This window comes from Burkholderia sp. lig30 (assembly GCF_000687455.2).
Taxonomy (GTDB): domain Bacteria; phylum Pseudomonadota; class Gammaproteobacteria; order Burkholderiales; family Burkholderiaceae; genus Burkholderia.
Genome location: NZ_JGVW01000086.1, coordinates 36,689 through 52,646 on the forward strand (window position 1 = coordinate 36,689; position 15,958 = coordinate 52,646).

A 15,958-nucleotide genomic window follows, 5' to 3' on the forward strand; every position below is an offset into this window, starting at 1 on the left:
ACACATGTCCGCGCGCTCCGGCATTGGCGCGCGTTGGTTCGATCTCAGCGGAAGATGAATGTCAGGACCGCTTCGCAATGGGCGTCGATTGCCTTTTCGCGCAGCGCGTCGATGCCGTGAACGTACTTCATCTCGGCGGTCAGCAGGTACGGAATCTGTGCGATCGCCGTGACCATGTACAGGAGCAGCACCGGGTCGATCTTCTCCAGCCCCTTCGTTTGTGCGCAGACGCGCTTGATGAGCGGAATCGTGAGGTCGTGACGCGGGCGAATGAACTTCTGCGCCATCCACTTCAGTCGCTCGGAATCGCGGTTGGCTTCCTGCATCATCAGGCGCGCGTGCTCGGGATACTCGGCGCAATACCGCACGTAGTTCCGAATGTAGTCCTTGACCACCTCGATCGACAGTTGTCCGGCGTCCGCCTTCGGAGGCATCGCTTTTTCCATGAAGCGTTCGAACAGATAGGTCACGCTTTCACGCCACAGGTTTTCCTTGCTCCCGAAATAGTAGCGAATCATCGCGTGGTTGACCCCCGCCTGATCGGCAATGTTCCGGACGCTCACCGCGTCGAAACCGCAGGTGGAAAACTGCTCGAGCGCAATGCCCAGAATTTCCGCGCGAGTCTGCTCGCTTCGTTCCTGTTGGGCTTGTCTGACAATCTGCATTGCTGCTTCCCGTAGATGGATCACCCGGATTGTGCCTTCGCTCAGGTAGCGCCGCAACGTCCGGCATCGCGTCAGAAAGCGTGTCGAAACGGACGCGCATTGCGCAAAGGCATCGGCCATGCGGGCGCTTGGGGAAAGCCCCAGCATCGATCAGCGGCCATCTTGCTTGACTGTCGCACGGGACTCCCATTAAATTATCCGAATGGATAGTTATTGAGGAAAAGGAGTCCGCCCAATATGACACTCGCCCACCGCAACGTTGACGCCGAGGCCGTGAATGCCACGACACCTGCATCGTCGTCAGATTCCGCCGCGCGGGTCGTGGATCCCGACGCGCGCGCCAGGGAAACCGAAGCGCGCATGACCGACGACGAGCGGTTCTCGATGCTGTACAGCCTGATGGTGCGCATCTTCGGCACGAACGCGCGCGAGCCGCGCGTACCCGCAGACTTGCCGGCTGTCGCCGGATATGTGCGCGGCGTGGCGCGGCTGGGCATTCCGGCGCTGACGCTTGCCGATACGAGCCTGGGCGTGCGCGCCACGGACGATCCGCATGCGGGCGCGACGGCGTTTCCGGCAGGCCTCGCGCTCGGCGCGACGTTCGAGCCGGAACTGGCAAGAGCGCAAGGCACGCTGATCGGCAAGGAGGTGCGCGCATTCGGTTTCAACGTCGCGCTCGGCGGCGGGATCAATCTCGTGCGCGAAGTGCGCAACGGCAGAAACTTCGAGTACGTTTCCGAAGATCCGCTCGTCTCGGGAAAGCTCGGTGCCGGCATGGTGTCGGGTACGCAGGCCGAAGGAGTGATCGCGCTGGTGAAGCATGTGTCGCTCAACGCCAGCGAGACGAACAAGTTCTTTCTCGATGCGATCATCGATCCGGCCGCACACCGCGAGAGCGACTTGCTCGCGTTTCAGATTGCGATCGAGGAGGGCGAGCCCGGTGCGTTGATGGGGGCGTACAACCTGGTCAACGGCGAATACACGTGCGGCAACCGGCGAATCCTGCAGGACATCGTGAAGGACGCGATGCGCTTCAAGGGCTGGGTCATGTCCGACTGGCGCGCAGTCAACGACTGGGATTTCGCGCTGAAAGGCCTCGACCAGCAGTCCGGTGCGCAACTCGACGAATGCGAGTGGTTCAACGGACCGCTGCGTCGCGCGTATGACGAAGGCAAGATCCCGAAGGCGCGCATCAGCGAGATGGTGCGGCGCATGTTGCGTTCGTATTACGCGATCGGCATCGACCGGCCGCGTGCGGCCGAAGCCGTCGATTGGGCCGCGCATCACGACGTCGCGCTGGAGATCGCCCGCAAGGGAATCGTGTTGTTGAAGAACGACGGCGAGATGCTGCCGCTCGCGCGCAACCCGCAACGCATCGCGTTGATCGGCGGTTTCGCGCAGGTTGGCGTGCTGTCGGGCTCGGGGTCGAGTCAGGTGCGGCCGCGCGGCGGGTATGCGGCCGAGGTGCCGCTCCGGAGCCATCCGCTGCTTGGCCCGACGTCGATGTGTTTCTTCGGGCCGTCGCCGCTTGCCGAGTTGCGCGCGCGCTTGCCGCAGACGGTCATCGATTTCGACAGCGGTGCGCATGTCGCCGACGCGGTCGCGCTGGCCGCGAAGGCCGATGTCGTGATCGTGAATGCGATCCGGCACGAGGGAGAGCGCTTCGACTGTCCGGACATGGGGCTCCCGTTCGGACAGGACGCACTGATCGAAGCCGTCGCACGCGTGAATCCGAACGTCGTCGTGGTGTTGCAGACGGGTAACCCGATCGGAATGCGATGGCGCGACAAGGTGCGCGCGGTGGTTCAGGCCTGGTTCCCGGGACAGGCCGGCGCGCAGGCGATCGCCGAAATCCTGACAGGCGAGGTCAATCCCTCCGGACGCCTGCCGGTCACCTTTCCGGTCGACATCGAACAAACGCCGCATCCCCGCTTGCCTGGCGCGGACGTCGAACTCGGCACGCCGATCAAGGTGCATTACCACGAAGGCGCTGAGATCGGCTATCGCTGGTTCGCGCAGCGCGGCGAGCGGCCGATGTTCGCATTCGGTCACGGGCTGGGCTACACGCGTTTCGCATACGGCGACTTCATGGCGAGTGGCGGCGAAACCGTGACGGCGCGTTTCACGGTCACCAATACGGGTGCGCGGGATGGCGATGACGTTCCGCAGGTGTATCTGGTCGACGCCGACGGCGACACGCGCATGCGCCTGATCGGCTTCAAGCGCGTGTCGCTGCGTGCCGGCGCGTCGACCGAAGTCAGCGTGACCGCCGATCCGCGTCTGCTGGCGCGTTTCGACGAAGCGTCCGGGCAGTGGCGTATCCGGAAGGGCACATACCGGATCGTGCTGGCGCGTTCGGCGACGGATCACGTCGCCGGTGTGACGGTGCAGCTGGAAAGCCGCCAATTTGGTCGTTGACGTTCGCATTGACGGAGCGTGAGCGTTTGGCAATTCAAGAGGAATGTTCTGGCGTAATGTAATAAGCACTACAAAACAGGAGGAGACGGATGAAGTGGAAGATCGTTCTGACCACCGTGGCGGCAATGATGGCCGGTGGCGCACAGGCGCAGTCGAGTGTGACGCTGTTCGGCAGCGTCGGTGGAGGTGTCCGCTGGGTGGATGGGCTGAAAGGCGGGCATCAGGTCGCGTTCGACAGCAACATCATCTCGGGCAATAGCTTCGGGCTGAAAGGAACGGAGGATCTGGGGCAGGGATTGAAGGCGATCTTCACCCTTCAAAGCGGATTCGTCACCGGTACGGGCGGGCTGGCGAGCGCGTCGGGGCCGCTCTTTTCGAAGGCGGCCTACGTCGGGCTGGCCACCGACGCGTGGCGCGTCACGCTGGGCCGGCAACTCAGCGCGGCCGAGGACGTCGGCGTCGCGCTCGATCCGGACGCGGCACAGGGATCGTCGATGGCCATTGTTCCTGGCGTGGTCTGGGCCGGGAATTTCTTTACGCTCGATTCCCGCTTCAACAATATGGTGAAGGTCGTGGGCAAGGCCGGCGGCCTGACGCTCCGGGGAAGCTATTCGGTGGGCGGCGTCGCCGGCAACACCCGCGCGGGATCGACGCTCGCGTTCGGCAGCACCTATCAGTATCAAACGCTTCTGGTCGGCGCAGCCTACCAGAAGACCTACAACGCCACGGCGTCCCAATGGGCGCAGACGGCAATCGGCGGCGCCGCGTGGCAGCTCGGGCCGGCGCGCATGTACCTGAGCTACAGCGCGCTCTGGGTGACGGCAGCGACCTCCGGCGGCCTCGAACGCCGCGACGACATTCCCGCGGTGGGGCTTGTTTACCGGGCCACGCCGTTCCTGCAGCTCAGCACGGCGACCTATTACGACATCGGCAAGAACCTGAAATACAAGCGCGGATCGGACGGGCGAAAATTGACCACCTATGCGATGGTCGAATATTTTCTGTCCAAGCGCACCGAACTGTACCTGGAGTACGACAGAAACGGATTCTCGGGCGCGTACAAGACGGATCCGGCGAACGTGTCGGCGTTGAACCTGCGTCCGGACGGCAGGGCGGTGACCGGCGTATCGATCGGGATGATTACGCAGTTTTGATCGCGGCACGGCGCACCGTCGTCGGCCGCGTCGTGTCTCCGGGGGCCGGGCGGATGCCCGGCGGCGACCGGAATTTGACGGGAGAGAAGGAAATGAAAATTCGAAAGGATGTCGTTCGCGCGACGATCGCGTGGCTGTGCGTGGCAGTTGCGACGAGCGCCGCGGCGCAGGGCCCGGTTCCGGGCAATGCGGCGTCGGCCGACTCGGCCGCGTCGCAGACGAGCAGCGCCGCCGTCACCGGCGCGACGAAAAAGGCGAACAGAAAGGCGAATCGGCAATTGGTCAAGCGCGTCAGCCAGGCGATTGCCCGCGCCAGGGGCCTCGACTCGACACGCATTTCGGTGAGCGCGAAAAGCGGCGTGGTGACGTTGTCGGGCACGGTTGCCGACAATGTTCAGGCGGGGATTGCCGCCGACGCGGCGCAGAAGGTGCCGGGCGTGCTGGCGGTCAAGAATCAACTGCGCATCAGTACGCAGAACTGGTAGGACGGAACGTGTCGCCGCCGCGCGTGACCGCGTGGCGCGACCGATTGACAGGAGAGAACACGCCATGCGACTGATTTACTTCGACATCGATACACTGCGTCCGGACCACCTCGGCTGCTACGGATACCACCGTCGCACCAGCCCGAACATCGACAGGCTGGCGGCCGATTGCGTGCTGTTCCGGAACGTCCATGCGTCCGATACCCCCTGCCTGCCGAGCCGCACGGCCTTCCTGACGGGCCGCTTCGGCATTCATAACGGCGTCGTCAACCACGGCGGCGTGGATGCCGACCCGGTGATCGGCGGCCCCGATCGCAAGTTCTGGTCGCAGCTCCACTTCGACAGTTTTCCGTTTCGCCTGCAGCAGGCGGGCCTGAAGACCGTCAGCGTCAGCTCCTTTGCGCATCGGCATTCGGCCTTTCACTGGTACGCCGGTTTCGACGAGGCGTACAACGTCGGCAAGTTCGGGCGCGAGACGGCAGACGAGGTGTTCGCGATCGCGTCGGACTGGCTGGCCCGGCATGGCAGCGAGGACAACTGGTTCCTGCATGTCCACATGTGGGATCCCCATACGCCTTACCGGGCGCCCGCCCGTTACGGCGAGCCGTTTGCCGACGATCCGTTGCCGTCCTGGCTGACGGAAGCGGTGCGTGCGCGCGATTGGCAGGGATGCGGCCCGCACAGCGCACAGGAATGCACGGGATTCGCGCCGAACGATGCGGCGCGGCAGCGATATCCGCGCCAGCCCCAGCAGATTCCCGACATGGCCGCCGTTCGGGCCATGTTCGACGGTTACGACACGGGCGTGCTGATGGCCGACGAGTATGTCGGGGAACTGCTCGGGCAACTCGTGGAGCTTGGCGTGATGGACGACACGGCCGTCATGCTGTCGTCGGATCATGGCGAGACGCTGGGCGAACTGGGCATCTACGGCGATCACCAGACCGCCGACCAGTTCACGACCCACGTGCCGCTGCTGCTCAAGTGGCCGGGCGTCGAACCCGGACGTGAATTCCACGCGTTCCACTATCAGATCGATGTCACGGCGACCATTCTGGAGTTGCTCGGCCAGCCGGTTCCCGATTCCTGGGATGGCGTCTCCTTCGCGCCAAGCCTGAAGACGGGATGCGACGAAGGGCGTGACTACCTCGTCGTTTCGCAGGGTGCGTGGACGTGCCAGCGTGGCGTTCGCTTCGGGCACTGGCTGATGATCGCCACGCTGCACGACGGATATCACCTGTTCGACGACGTGATGCTGTTCGATCTCGATCGTGATCCGCACGAACTCCACAACGTGGCAGCCGAGCGGAGCGATGTCGTCGCGACGGGCGTCGCGCTGTTGAAAGCCTGGGAAGCGGAAATGCTGCCCGACGCCGCGCGGGGGCGGGATCCGCTGGTCAACGTCGTCGAGGAGGGCGGGCCCTATCACGTGCGCGGCAAGTTGCGCGCGTACCTGGAGAGACTGCGGGAAACCGGGCGCGAGGAGAAGGGCGCGGCGCTGCTCCGCAAGCATGAGGCCGAGTTGCAGAACGCGGAGGTGCCGAGTCAACCCCCGATCCGGATTCGAAACTTCATGGGCTGAGGCCGGCGATTCGTTTTTCTTGATGTTCAGGACGGGACGGGAACGGCAGGACCATCATGGCGGAACTTTCACATTGCACGCCCGCGCCGGGAATTTCACGGCCGGGCTGCGATGCTGGCGTTTCTTGTCGCGATCGGCTTCGGCAATGCCGCGATGCTGCTCGCGCAGTGGGCGATGATTCCCGGTACTGTCGAACATGGCGAGTGGCGCACCGGCATCCGCGGCGAGGGCGTGATTTTCGGTGTCGAGGCGCTGGCGCAGACGGTTGCGCTCGCGCTGGCGGTCGGGGCCGTCGGCCAGATACTGGAGGCGGTCGGATTCGTCGCCAATCAGGCGCGGACGCCGCGTACGCTCGACGGCCTATAGGCGACGTTGTGGAAAGGGCTGCTCATCTTCACGGCGATGGCGTGCGACGGGCGGACGAGGTCGGGCGCAACATGGTCGAGGTGAAGCAGGCCATCAGGCGTGTCGCCGATTTGGTTGGCGAAATCACGGCGGCATCCGAAGAACAGAGCCGCGGCATCAAGCAACTTGATAGGGCAGTGAGTCAGGTGGACCAGGTAACCCAGCAGAATGCGGCACTGGTTGACGAGGCTGTTGCTGCGGCTCAGTCCATGCACGATCAGGCGGACAAGTTGAAAACGTCGGCGGCCGCTTTCACGCTTTAGGCATCGCAAGAGCGTGATTTCGGGCCTAATGCCCGGATGGCGGACATCGACCCCAAGCGGCCGGTCGGCCTGGTGGAAGCCAGATGTCCACTTCCGAAGGTGGGGCCGTCGTACGAGGGTTCGCCTGGCGGTCTCGGAGGACGACGTGTCGTCGCCGATTTGCGCCGAAATGATCCCCGTTGAATCGTTACAATTACCCCGTTGAGTCCCCCCTTCGGAAGTACCGAGTGCGAGACATTCTGACGTCCTGGTTTTGGAGCGGCGATGCCATCCGCAGTCGACGCGTGAGCGACATCGTTTTATCAGGCACGGTCGACGTGCCTGTGCCGTCTGCACGCGTGCTTGCGGATTGGGATAGGGAGACGTCGTCGCGGCTCGTCCTGGAACCCGGGGACGTCGAGGTGATGCCTTTGGCACGAACGCAAGCGCGCTGGCCCGACTACAAGCGCTGCGTGCAGGCAATGTCCGACTGGACGGGCGCGCTTGGACTGTCCAACGTACTTGCCTCCAGTGACGTAGCCCTGATGGCCTGTCGCGGCGCGAGGTACCACCATGACGGTGCCCAATATGGCGGTGCGGCCTTTTGCAATCTCTTCCTGAGCGAGGACAGGGGGCTGGACTTGCATTTTCCCTCTACAGGCCTTCGCATTCCTCTGACTCGGGGAACAGCCGTGATATTCGATACTGGCCACCCTCATGGCGTCATTCAACGGCGCAGCAGCGGTTTTAGTATGGCCGACTTCGGGCCAGACCAGGATTGCATCCAGATATTCCTGACGTGGGAGCTTCCGATTGAAGACGCCCATGTCGCGCGCGCGCTCGAGGTGGCATTCGACATCGACACTTCGGCCTCGCTGCAACGGGATGAAGAGCAGGTCTTGTTGAACGGCGCACCGGCTGCTGTGTGCCCGGAATCTGGTCGCTGGTACCGGGTTGACTGATCGTCCGCGTCACCGATCGGCGACGCACGACCCACTGCCGCCATACGAATTTGCGCAAAGCGGCCATTCAGTGATCGCACGATCAGCTTGTGTCTTTGCCGGACGGAGTGCACTATCTTCTGCTGAGTCGCGTATACGATGTCATAGCCAACTCTTAATTGGACGGCATACGCGTAAATGGTTGAACGCCAACAGAAATAGCAGATTCAAAACCTTCGAATTCTCGCCTCCCCTGAGGGATCGATATTTTCATGTGGTATAGCCCCGGCTGCAAAACCGCCGCGTAAATTTTGCGATCATATGCTCCGCTTCCGTTCGCGCCGAGTTCGTGCGCAGCGACACCCTGAACGTTACTGTCGACATCAAGTAACGTGCTGCCTGTGGCGGTCGTCAGTGTCAAATGGACGGGCTGCACTATCCCAGGATATGCATACTCCCCAGTAGCCACCAATCGGCCAGATTTTCCCACCAATGCGGCGAGTCGCTCTCGCTGTTCCTCGTTCTTGTAGTGAAATCCGAGGTAAAAAATGTAGAGACGACCCTCGGTTACTTGGACGTCTGCGCTTACCGATGACCCTGACCTGCTTGCATCTATTCGAAGAAATACCTCGTATATTTTACTTGTTGTAGCGCCGCAAACAGCAGTCACAGAAAAGGCAAGCGCAAACAGAAAACCTATATACCGACCAGTTTGTATTATCGCTCTCATCGTTGCTCCCGAAACAACCATTAGATGTCGTTGTTCGAAACGCTAGTTTCCACTCCAATGTCCTCAGCATGAACAGGTTGCGGGAGATAGCTTAAACGCCGTGGTCCTGTCGTGGATGGCAGGATTGTCGACGAACTTGGCCCTGATGTCGAAGGTCCGCAGTTGGCCGAACGCGGACATTCCGCGCCGCGTTCCCCGGAATTCCGCGATGAACCAAAAAAAAGCCGCCCGAAGGCGGCATGCCCAATCACTTTTTCGGAGAGAGCGGGGACGTCCAGTCGACAGGTTCGACGGTAGTGATTTGAAGCCGCTCTCTCAATTCCGGGTGCGCGCCGGCTTGCATCAAGATCGCCAGTCCGCCGAGCTTGCGGGCATCCTCATCCGTAATTGGCTGTGCTTCGTGCGCCTCTGCGCCTGGAGGGATGGTCATGCCACCGCTGCGGGCGATTTCGCGGTCGATCACTGCTTGCACTTCCTTGCGAAAAACGGTGCACAGCTTGATCTGCTCGGTCTCGTCATCGTAGAAGATGATCGTGGCACGTGCTTGTTTATCCATTTCAATACTCTCGGCAAGCCCGATATTTCCGGAAAGCGGGCGCGGCACACATCCCTTAAGTGGATGGGACGCCGTAGATCGCTCGTGCAAACGGACATTGTTCCATGTCTATCGCGCACTTCGCATAGATCGTCCGCAATGCTTGCGATTTTCCGCAGCCCCCTCTAGCTGCCCGCCTCCCCAATCACCCCCCGAACACCGCCTTCGCCAGCAACCCGAGCGCCACACACACCAGCGCGACAGCAAACCCGAGCTGCACGTGCCGCGCCGACAGGAAACGCGACACCCAGCGCCCGCCCGCCATGCCGATCGCGGTCGTCGCGCTGAACCACAGCGTCACGTCCAGCGGCGCATGCGTGCCGGACAGCAGCGTCGCGAACACGCCGCCGGTGCCGACGAGCGCGATCACCATCAGCGACGTCGCGACGATGCCGTGCATCGACACGTTGGTGAACTTGCGCAGCATCGGCACGATGACGAAGCCGCCGCCGACGCCGAGCAGGCCCGTCATCAGGCCGGTCACCGCGCCCGTCGATGCGAGCGCGAGGCCCGCGGGCCACGACCAGACGAGCCGGCCGGTCTCGGGATTGACGCGGCCGACGCACAGCGGTGACGCCTGCGCCCCGCCGCGCTGCTCGCGCAGCGCCTGCCGCAGCAGCCGCAGCGCGACGAACAGCATCACCAGCGCGAACAGCGTCAGCAGCACGCGTTGCGGCAGCCGATGCGCGAGCCGCACGCCGAGCGACGTGAGCGGCACGCCCGCCACCGCCATCAGCAGCGCCGCGCGATAGCGCACGAGCCCGCGGCGAAAGCCTTCGAGCGCGCCGAGCGCGGCGCTGCCCGCCACCGCGACCAGCGCGACGGGCGTGGCCTGCTGCATCGGCCAGCCCATTCCGACGACGAGCGCCGGCACCGCGAGGATGCCGCCGCCCGCGCCCGTGAGGCCGAGCACGGCACCGACGATGCCGCCCAGCACGAGAGAGATCAGCATGTTTTCATCAACCTTCCTGAATGGATGCGTGCCGGCGTTCAGCCGGTGATCTCCGGTTTGGCGAGCCACTCGCGGCCCTTGAGCATCCCCCACCAGTAGAGCGGCGGCAGCATGCGTTCCTTGAGCAGCCAGGCCAGCCGGGACGGGCGCTTGCCGTCGATCAGCCAGTCCGGGAAGGTCGGCGCGACCTTGCCGCCGTACAGGAACTCGGCGAGCACGATCTTGCCGCGCTCGACCGTCAGCGGGCACGAGCCGTAGCCGTCGTAGGCCGCTTCGCCGCGCACCTTGCCGAGCGCCGCCAGCACGTTGTGCGCGACGACGGGCGCCTGCTTGCGCGCGGCCGCCGCCGTCTTCGCGTTGGTCGTGTTCACCACGTCGCCGAGCGCGAAGATGTTCGGGAAGCGCTTGTGCCGCAGCGTCTTCGGGTCGACGTCGACCCAGCCGGCGGCGTCGGCGAGCGGGCTCGCGCGCACGAAGTCGGGCGCCTTCTGCGGCGGCACGACGTGGATCATGTCGAACTCGCGCGTGAACGTGTCGGTGCGGCCGTCGGGCAGCGTCCGGCTGAAGGTCGCGAGCCGCGCCGGGCCGTTGATCGCGGTGAGGGTGTGGCCGAAATTCAGCGCGATGTCGTAGCGCTTCACGTATTCCGTCAGCGCGGGCACGTAGTCGGCAACGCCGAACAGGACCGCGCCCGCATTGAAGAATTCGACGTCGACCGCGTCGAGCCGGCCGCTGCGCTGCCAGTAGTCGGACGCGAGGTACATCGCCTTTTGCGGCGCGCCCGCGCACTTGATCGGCATCGGCGGCTGCGTAAACAGCGCGCGCCCGCCCTTGAACTCGCGGATCAGCTGCCACGTGTACGGCGCGAGGTCGTAGCGGTAGTTCGACGTGACGCCGTTGCGGCCGAGCGTCTCGGACAGCCCGTCGATCGCCGACCAGTCGAGCTTGAGCCCCGGGCAGACGATCAGTTGCCGGTAGCGGATCGACCGGCAGCCGTCGAGCACGACGGTGTGCTCGGACGGCTCGAAGGCGGCGACGGCGGCCTTGATCCAGTGCACGCCGCGCGGCAGCACCTGCGCCATCTGCCGCGCGGTGGTCTGCGGCTTGAACACGCCCGCGCCGACCATCGTCCAGCCGGGCTGGTAATAGTGGATGTCGGCCGGGTCGATCACCGCGATGTCGAGCGAACGGTCGCGCGCGAGCAGGCTCGACGCGACCGCGAGGCCGGCCGCGCCGGCGCCGACGATCACGATGTCATGGCTCGCCTCGACGGTCGGCACGGCGCGCGCGCCGCGCTGCTCGATGCGGCGCGCGAGCGCGTTCAGGTCGTAGCCGGCCGCCTGGCCGAGCGCGACGATCTCGGCGAGCGGCCGCGCGCCGGCCTGCGACAGCGCCCACAGCGTGGCCGAGCGCATCCCGGTGCGGCAGTATGCGAGCACCGGCGTATCGAGCGACGCGACGAGCGTGGCGAACTGCTCGCCCTGGCTGTCGGTGACCTTGCCGGAATCCACCGGCAGGTAATGGACGTCGATGCCGAGCGGCGCGGCGGCGGCGCGGATCTCGGTGACGGTCGGCTGGTCCGGGCCTTCGCCGTCGGGCCGGTTGCAGACGATGGCGCGAAAGCCGGCGGCGCGCAGCGCGGGCAGGTCGGACGCGACGATCTGGGGCGACACGGCAAGCGTGTCGGTGAGCGTGCGGATGTCCATGAGTCGGGTTCTCCGGTTGGGGTTCGGATGCGCGCTTCAGAGCGCGTCGATTGGAATCTTCAGGTAGCGCACGCCGTTGGCCTCGGGCTCGGGCAGGTGGCCGGCCCGCATGTTGACCTGCACGGACGGCAGCATCAGCACCGGCATGTCGAGCGTCGCGTCGCGCGCGGTCCGCATCGCGACGAATTCCTCTTCGCTCACGCTTTCGCGCACGTGGACGTTGCCGCTCAATTCGTCGGCGACGCTGCTCACGTACTGCAGCGGCCGGCCGCCCGGCTGGTAGTCGTGGCACATGTAGAGGCGGGTGTCCGGCGGCAGGCTCAGCACCTTGCGGATCGAGCGGTACAGCGTGCGCGCGTCGCCGCCGGGGAAGTCGCAGCGGGCGGTGCCGTAGTCGGGCATGAACAACGTGTCGCCGACGAACGCGGCGGTCTCGGCGGCGTCGCTCACCACGTACGTCATGCACGCGGGCGTATGGCCCGGCGTGTGCATCGCGCGGATCTCGATCGCGCCGAGCGGCAGGCAGTCGCCGTCCTCCAGCAGGCGGTCGAACTGGCTGCCGTCGTGCGCGAATCCGGGGCCGGCGTTGAACAGCTTGCCGAATACGTCCTGCACGTGCCGCACGGCCGCGCCGATCGCGATCTCGCCGCCGACGCGCTGCTTCAGGTACGGCGCGGCCGACAGGTGGTCGGCGTGCACGTGGGTTTCGAGCAGCCAGCGCACGGTCGCGCCGAGCTCGGCGACGCGGGCGATCAGGCGGTCGGCGCTGGCCGTCTTCGTGCGGCCGGATTTCGGGTCGTAGTCGAGCACGGTGTCGATCAGCGCGCATTCGCGGCTGCCGGTGTCGAGCAAGAGATAACTGATGGTGCTGGTCGCGGGGTCGAAAAAGCCCTCGACGACCATCGTGTGCACGGTTGCCACGGATGTCTCCTTGGTCTGGATGTTCGATTGGCCAGAAGTAAATCAAAAACCGTGCCAGCTAAGGGGTGGCGCCGTGCGAGGTGGGTAGAAGTTTGATTCGCATCGGATTTTCAGGTTGACGGCGCGCAAGGATGCGCGCCGCGCAGGTGGCCGGGCCGCCGCGTGACTGCCACGAATGGCAGTTAACTGGCAGAATTGGCAGTCTTTCTGGCAGTTCACCGATCGAGTCTTTCGCATGGAATCGCAACGCATCATCCCGATCCTGCCCGCGACGCCGGGCAGCGCCGCGCCGGACGTCAGCGCGCTCGTCTCGTATCTGGAGCAGGACGCGCAGCCGATGATCGTGCTCGATCCGGCGTACCGGATCCTTGCCGCGAACGCCGCGTACCGGCGGCAGTTCGGCACGGCGGGCGACGTTCACGTCGGGCGGCACTGCTATCAGGTGTCGCATCACTACGACGTGCCGTGCGACCAGGCGGGCGAGCATTGCCCGATGAAGCAGGCGCTCGAGTCGCGCGGCGCCAACCGGGTATTGCACATCCATCACACGCCGCGCGGCCCGGAGCACGTCGACGTCGAGCTGCGCCCGATCTTCGATGCGCGCGGCGACGTGATCGCGTATGTGGAGCGGCTCACCACGGTGCGCAGTGCGTCCCCGCGGCCGAGCTCGGAAGGGCTCGTCGGCAGCGCCGACACGTTCAACGCGGCGCTCGGCGCGTTGCAGCGCGTCGCGCCATCGATGCTGCCGGTGCTGCTGCTCGGCGAATCGGGCAGCGGCAAGGAGCTGTTCGCGCGGGCGCTGCACGAGGCGAGCACCCGCGCGATGGGGCCGTTCGTCGTCGTCGATTGCTCGGGGATTGCGGAGACGCTGTTCGAAAGCGAGCTGTTCGGCTACGAAAAGGGCGCGTTCACCGGCGCGATCGCGCGCAAGCCGGGGCTCGTCGAGACCGCACAGGGCGGCACGCTGTTCCTCGACGAAATCGGCGACGTGCCGCTGCCGATGCAGGTGAAGCTGCTGCGGCTGATCGAGTCGGGCACGTTCCGGCGCGTCGGCGGCGTCGAGGTGCTGCGCGCGGACTTCCGGCTCGTCGCGGCGACCCACAAGCCGCTGCGCGACATGATCGAGGACGGCCGGTTCCGGCCCGATCTCTACTACCGGATCAGCGCGTTTCCGATTCATCTGCCGGCACTGCGGGAGCGGCCGGGCGACATCGCGCTGCTGGCCGCGTCGATCCTGCAGCGGATCGGGAACGCGCGCGCGGGCTCGGGCGACGCCGGCACCGGCAATTTCGTGCTGACGGACGCGGCGCGCGCATGCCTCGAAGCGTATGCGTGGCCGGGCAACATCCGCGAATTGCGCAACGTGCTCGAGCGCGCGTGCCTGCTCGCCGACGATGGCGCGATCCGCGTCGATCACCTGCCGGCCGAGATCGTCGCCGCGCCGGCGGCGCCCGGCGCGGCGGAACGCGGCAAGGATGCGCCGACCGACCACGAGCTGGTGCGGATCGCGGGCGCGTTCGCCGGCACGCGCAAGGCGCTGGCCGAACAGCTCGGTATGAGCGAGCGGACGCTGTACCGCAGGATGAAGGCGCTCGGGCTGGCCCGGCGCGGCGGCTGACGCGCGCGGCCGGGCCGGGTCCGGACGCTCAGCGCGCGACGGGCGCCGCGCGTTCGGCGGCCTGCGCCGTCCCGCTTGCGGCGCCGGGCGGCGTGCCCATCGCCTGGAACAGGCGGGCGGTGTCCGCGAGGCGCGCGCCGGTCGCGCGGATCTCGTCGAGGCGCGCGTTGCCGTACTGCAGCTCGCTCGCGCGCGCCGACGACGGCGGCAGCGCGCCGAGCCGCACGCGCGCGGCGGTGTCGTCGAACGCACCGCGCGCGGCCTCGGCGGCGCGGCTTGACGCGTCGAGCGTCTGCGCGTCGTGTTCGAGCGACGCGAGCGAATCGGCGACATCCTGGAACGCGGTGAGCACCGTCTGCCGGTATCGTTCGACGGCCGCCTCGTAGTTCGCTTTCGCCGCGCGGCGTTGCGCGAACAGCGCGCCGCCGTGGAACAGCGGCTGGCTGAGCGACGCGCCGACGCTCCAGATCGCGCCGGCCCCGGACAGCATCGCCGGCCAGTTGAAACCGGCCTGGCCCATCGATGCCGACAGCGACAGCTGCGGAAAGAGCTGCGCGGTCGCGACGCCCACGTCGGCGGCGGCCGCCGCGAGCGTCGCGTCGGCGGCGCGGATGTCGGGGCGGCTTTGCAGCAGGTCCGACGGCACGACGACCGGCACGTCCTCCGGCAGATGCAGATCGGCGAGCGTGAGGTCGTCGGGCGCCTGGTCCGGCGTGCGGCCGAGCAGCACCGCGAGCGCGTGGCGGGTCGTCTGCCATTGCTGGCGCAGCGCCGGCAGGCTCGCGGCGAGCGACGCCGCGCTTTGCCGCGCGGCGAGCATGTCGGCGTGCGCGGCCGCGCCGAGCGCGTAGCGGCGTTCGGCGTCGTGCGCCTGCGCGTCCGACAGCGCGACGAGCCGCTCGGTCGTGTCGACCTGCTCGCGCAGCGCCGCCGAAGTGATCGCGGCGGACACGATGTTCGCGGCGAGCGCGCGGCGCGCGGCGTCGAGCTGATAGGCGTCGACGTCGACGCGTTTGGCCAGCGCCCGGTTCGCGAAGCGCGCGGCGCCGAACAGGTCGAGCGTGTAGTTCGCGCGCAGCTGCCCGACGAACGTGTCGTACAGCAGCGTCGGCGCGCCGACGGCGGGAATCGGAATGCTGAGCGCCCGCTGGCGCGCCGCCTGTCCGCCCGCGTCGATCGTCGGCAGCAGCGAGCTGCCGATCTGTGCGCGCAACTGCTCGCGCGCGGCCGTCAGGCTGTGTTCGGCGGCCGCCAGCGTCGGGCTCTGGCGCAAGCCTTCGTCGACGAGCGCGTCGAGTGCGGCCGAGCGGTATTGCCGCCACCAGTCGGGCACCGGCTGCGCGCCGACCTCGAAATGCTGCGCGACGCCTTGCGCGGCGACGGTCCGTTCGATTTGCGGCGCCGTGCCGTAGTGCGCGGGCGAGGGCATCGCGGGCGGCGCGCCGCTCGGCGCGAACCATGCGCAGCCGGCGAGCGTGCCGGCCGCGCCGGCGGCGAGCACCATGCGCGCGGTTTTCGTCAACATGTTCATCGACAGCTCCATG

15 protein-coding genes are annotated in these 15,958 nt (G+C 66.2%); 8 read left to right on the plus strand and 7 right to left on the minus strand.

Features of this window, described 5'->3' with window-relative positions; genetic code table 11:
- Positions 1 to 44: 44 nt before the first annotated feature.
- Positions 45 to 812, minus strand: coding sequence for a TetR/AcrR family transcriptional regulator (locus LIG30_RS16120; RefSeq protein WP_235510319.1), 768 nt, complete (start codon positions 810 to 812; stop codon positions 45 to 47).
- 90 nt (positions 813 to 902) lie between these two features.
- Here LIG30_RS16120 and LIG30_RS16125 point away from each other — a divergent pair, with 90 nt between their 5' ends.
- From LIG30_RS16125 to LIG30_RS16155, 7 genes are all read left to right on the plus strand, one after another.
- Positions 903 to 3,083 (plus strand): beta-glucosidase family protein, encoded by a 2,181-nt coding sequence (locus LIG30_RS16125; protein ID WP_200929692.1) that lies wholly within the window; start codon positions 903 to 905, stop codon positions 3,081 to 3,083.
- An 89-nt stretch (positions 3,084 to 3,172) separates the two neighbouring features.
- Entirely contained in the window at positions 3,173 to 4,237 is a 1,065-nt protein-coding gene (locus tag LIG30_RS16130; protein WP_038713612.1) for a porin, read from the plus strand.
- 53 nt (positions 4,238 to 4,290) lie between these two features.
- Positions 4,291 to 4,722 (plus strand): BON domain-containing protein, encoded by a 432-nt coding sequence (locus LIG30_RS16135; protein ID WP_235510320.1) that lies wholly within the window; start codon positions 4,291 to 4,293, stop codon positions 4,720 to 4,722.
- A gap of 64 nt (positions 4,723 to 4,786) precedes the next feature.
- Positions 4,787 to 6,304 carry a sulfatase gene (locus LIG30_RS16140; protein WP_038713613.1) on the plus strand — a complete coding sequence of 506 codons (1,518 nt, stop codon included), beginning with the start codon at positions 4,787 to 4,789 and terminating at the stop codon, positions 6,302 to 6,304.
- A gap of 111 nt (positions 6,305 to 6,415) precedes the next feature.
- A complete protein-coding gene (locus tag LIG30_RS16145; RefSeq protein WP_038713614.1) occupies positions 6,416 to 6,670 on the plus strand; it encodes an MFS transporter in 255 nt (84 codons plus the stop codon).
- An 8-nt stretch (positions 6,671 to 6,678) separates the two neighbouring features.
- Positions 6,679 to 6,972: a methyl-accepting chemotaxis protein gene (locus LIG30_RS16150; RefSeq protein ID WP_442856860.1), complete on the plus strand. Its 294-nt coding sequence runs from the start codon at positions 6,679 to 6,681 to the stop codon at positions 6,970 to 6,972.
- Between the two features lie 236 nt (positions 6,973 to 7,208).
- Positions 7,209 to 7,913 carry a hypothetical protein gene (locus LIG30_RS16155; protein ID WP_051995060.1) on the plus strand — a complete coding sequence of 235 codons (705 nt, stop codon included), beginning with the start codon at positions 7,209 to 7,211 and terminating at the stop codon, positions 7,911 to 7,913.
- 154 nt (positions 7,914 to 8,067) lie between these two features.
- Here the strand turns inward: LIG30_RS16155 and LIG30_RS27645 are convergent, their stop codons facing one another.
- From LIG30_RS27645 to LIG30_RS16175, 5 genes are all read right to left on the minus strand, one after another.
- On the minus strand, positions 8,068 to 8,643 hold the full coding sequence (locus LIG30_RS27645; RefSeq protein ID WP_160326705.1) for a DUF5625 family protein: 576 nt from the start codon (positions 8,641 to 8,643) through the stop codon (positions 8,068 to 8,070).
- A gap of 226 nt (positions 8,644 to 8,869) precedes the next feature.
- Positions 8,870 to 9,178: a hypothetical protein gene (locus tag LIG30_RS16160; RefSeq protein ID WP_038713617.1), complete on the minus strand. Its 309-nt coding sequence runs from the start codon at positions 9,176 to 9,178 to the stop codon at positions 8,870 to 8,872.
- Between the two features lie 184 nt (positions 9,179 to 9,362).
- Positions 9,363 to 10,169, minus strand: coding sequence for a sulfite exporter TauE/SafE family protein (locus LIG30_RS16165; RefSeq protein WP_038713618.1), 807 nt, complete (start codon positions 10,167 to 10,169; stop codon positions 9,363 to 9,365).
- A 38-nt stretch (positions 10,170 to 10,207) separates the two neighbouring features.
- Positions 10,208 to 11,875 (minus strand): bifunctional protein tyrosine phosphatase family protein/NAD(P)/FAD-dependent oxidoreductase, encoded by a 1,668-nt coding sequence (locus tag LIG30_RS16170; RefSeq protein WP_038713619.1) that lies wholly within the window; start codon positions 11,873 to 11,875, stop codon positions 10,208 to 10,210.
- Between the two features lie 36 nt (positions 11,876 to 11,911).
- On the minus strand, positions 11,912 to 12,778 hold the full coding sequence (locus LIG30_RS16175) for an MBL fold metallo-hydrolase (protein WP_038713726.1): 867 nt from the start codon (positions 12,776 to 12,778) through the stop codon (positions 11,912 to 11,914).
- A 253-nt stretch (positions 12,779 to 13,031) separates the two neighbouring features.
- Here LIG30_RS16175 and LIG30_RS16180 point away from each other — a divergent pair, with 253 nt between their 5' ends.
- On the plus strand, positions 13,032 to 14,414 hold the full coding sequence (locus tag LIG30_RS16180; RefSeq protein ID WP_038713620.1) for a sigma-54 interaction domain-containing protein: 1,383 nt from the start codon (positions 13,032 to 13,034) through the stop codon (positions 14,412 to 14,414).
- 28 nt (positions 14,415 to 14,442) lie between these two features.
- Here the strand turns inward: LIG30_RS16180 and LIG30_RS16185 are convergent, their stop codons facing one another.
- Positions 14,443 to 15,957 (minus strand): efflux transporter outer membrane subunit, encoded by a 1,515-nt coding sequence (locus tag LIG30_RS16185; RefSeq protein WP_038713727.1) that lies wholly within the window; start codon positions 15,955 to 15,957, stop codon positions 14,443 to 14,445.
- Position 15,958: the final 1 nt, after the last annotated feature.

Coding starts and splice junctions, on each gene's coding strand:
- LIG30_RS16120 (WP_235510319.1), bottom strand. CDS start 812: ATGCTGGGGCTTTCCCCAAGCGCCCGCATGGCCGATGCCTTTGCGCAA.
- LIG30_RS16125 (WP_200929692.1), top strand. CDS start 903: ATGACACTCGCCCACCGCAACGTTGACGCCGAGGCCGTGAATGCCACG.
- LIG30_RS16130 (WP_038713612.1), top strand. CDS start 3,173: ATGAAGTGGAAGATCGTTCTGACCACCGTGGCGGCAATGATGGCCGGT.
- LIG30_RS16135 (WP_235510320.1), top strand. CDS start 4,291: ATGCCCGGCGGCGACCGGAATTTGACGGGAGAGAAGGAAATGAAAATT.
- LIG30_RS16140 (WP_038713613.1), top strand. CDS start 4,787: ATGCGACTGATTTACTTCGACATCGATACACTGCGTCCGGACCACCTC.
- LIG30_RS16145 (WP_038713614.1), top strand. CDS start 6,416: ATGCTGGCGTTTCTTGTCGCGATCGGCTTCGGCAATGCCGCGATGCTG.
- LIG30_RS27645 (WP_160326705.1), bottom strand. CDS start 8,643: ATGGTTGTTTCGGGAGCAACGATGAGAGCGATAATACAAACTGGTCGG.
- LIG30_RS16160 (WP_038713617.1), bottom strand. CDS start 9,178: ATGGATAAACAAGCACGTGCCACGATCATCTTCTACGATGACGAGACC.
- LIG30_RS16165 (WP_038713618.1), bottom strand. CDS start 10,169: ATGCTGATCTCTCTCGTGCTGGGCGGCATCGTCGGTGCCGTGCTCGGC.
- LIG30_RS16170 (WP_038713619.1), bottom strand. CDS start 11,875: ATGGACATCCGCACGCTCACCGACACGCTTGCCGTGTCGCCCCAGATC.
- LIG30_RS16175 (WP_038713726.1), bottom strand. CDS start 12,778: ATGGTCGTCGAGGGCTTTTTCGACCCCGCGACCAGCACCATCAGTTAT.
- LIG30_RS16180 (WP_038713620.1), top strand. CDS start 13,032: ATGGAATCGCAACGCATCATCCCGATCCTGCCCGCGACGCCGGGCAGC.
- LIG30_RS16185 (WP_038713727.1), bottom strand. CDS start 15,957: ATGGAGCTGTCGATGAACATGTTGACGAAAACCGCGCGCATGGTGCTC.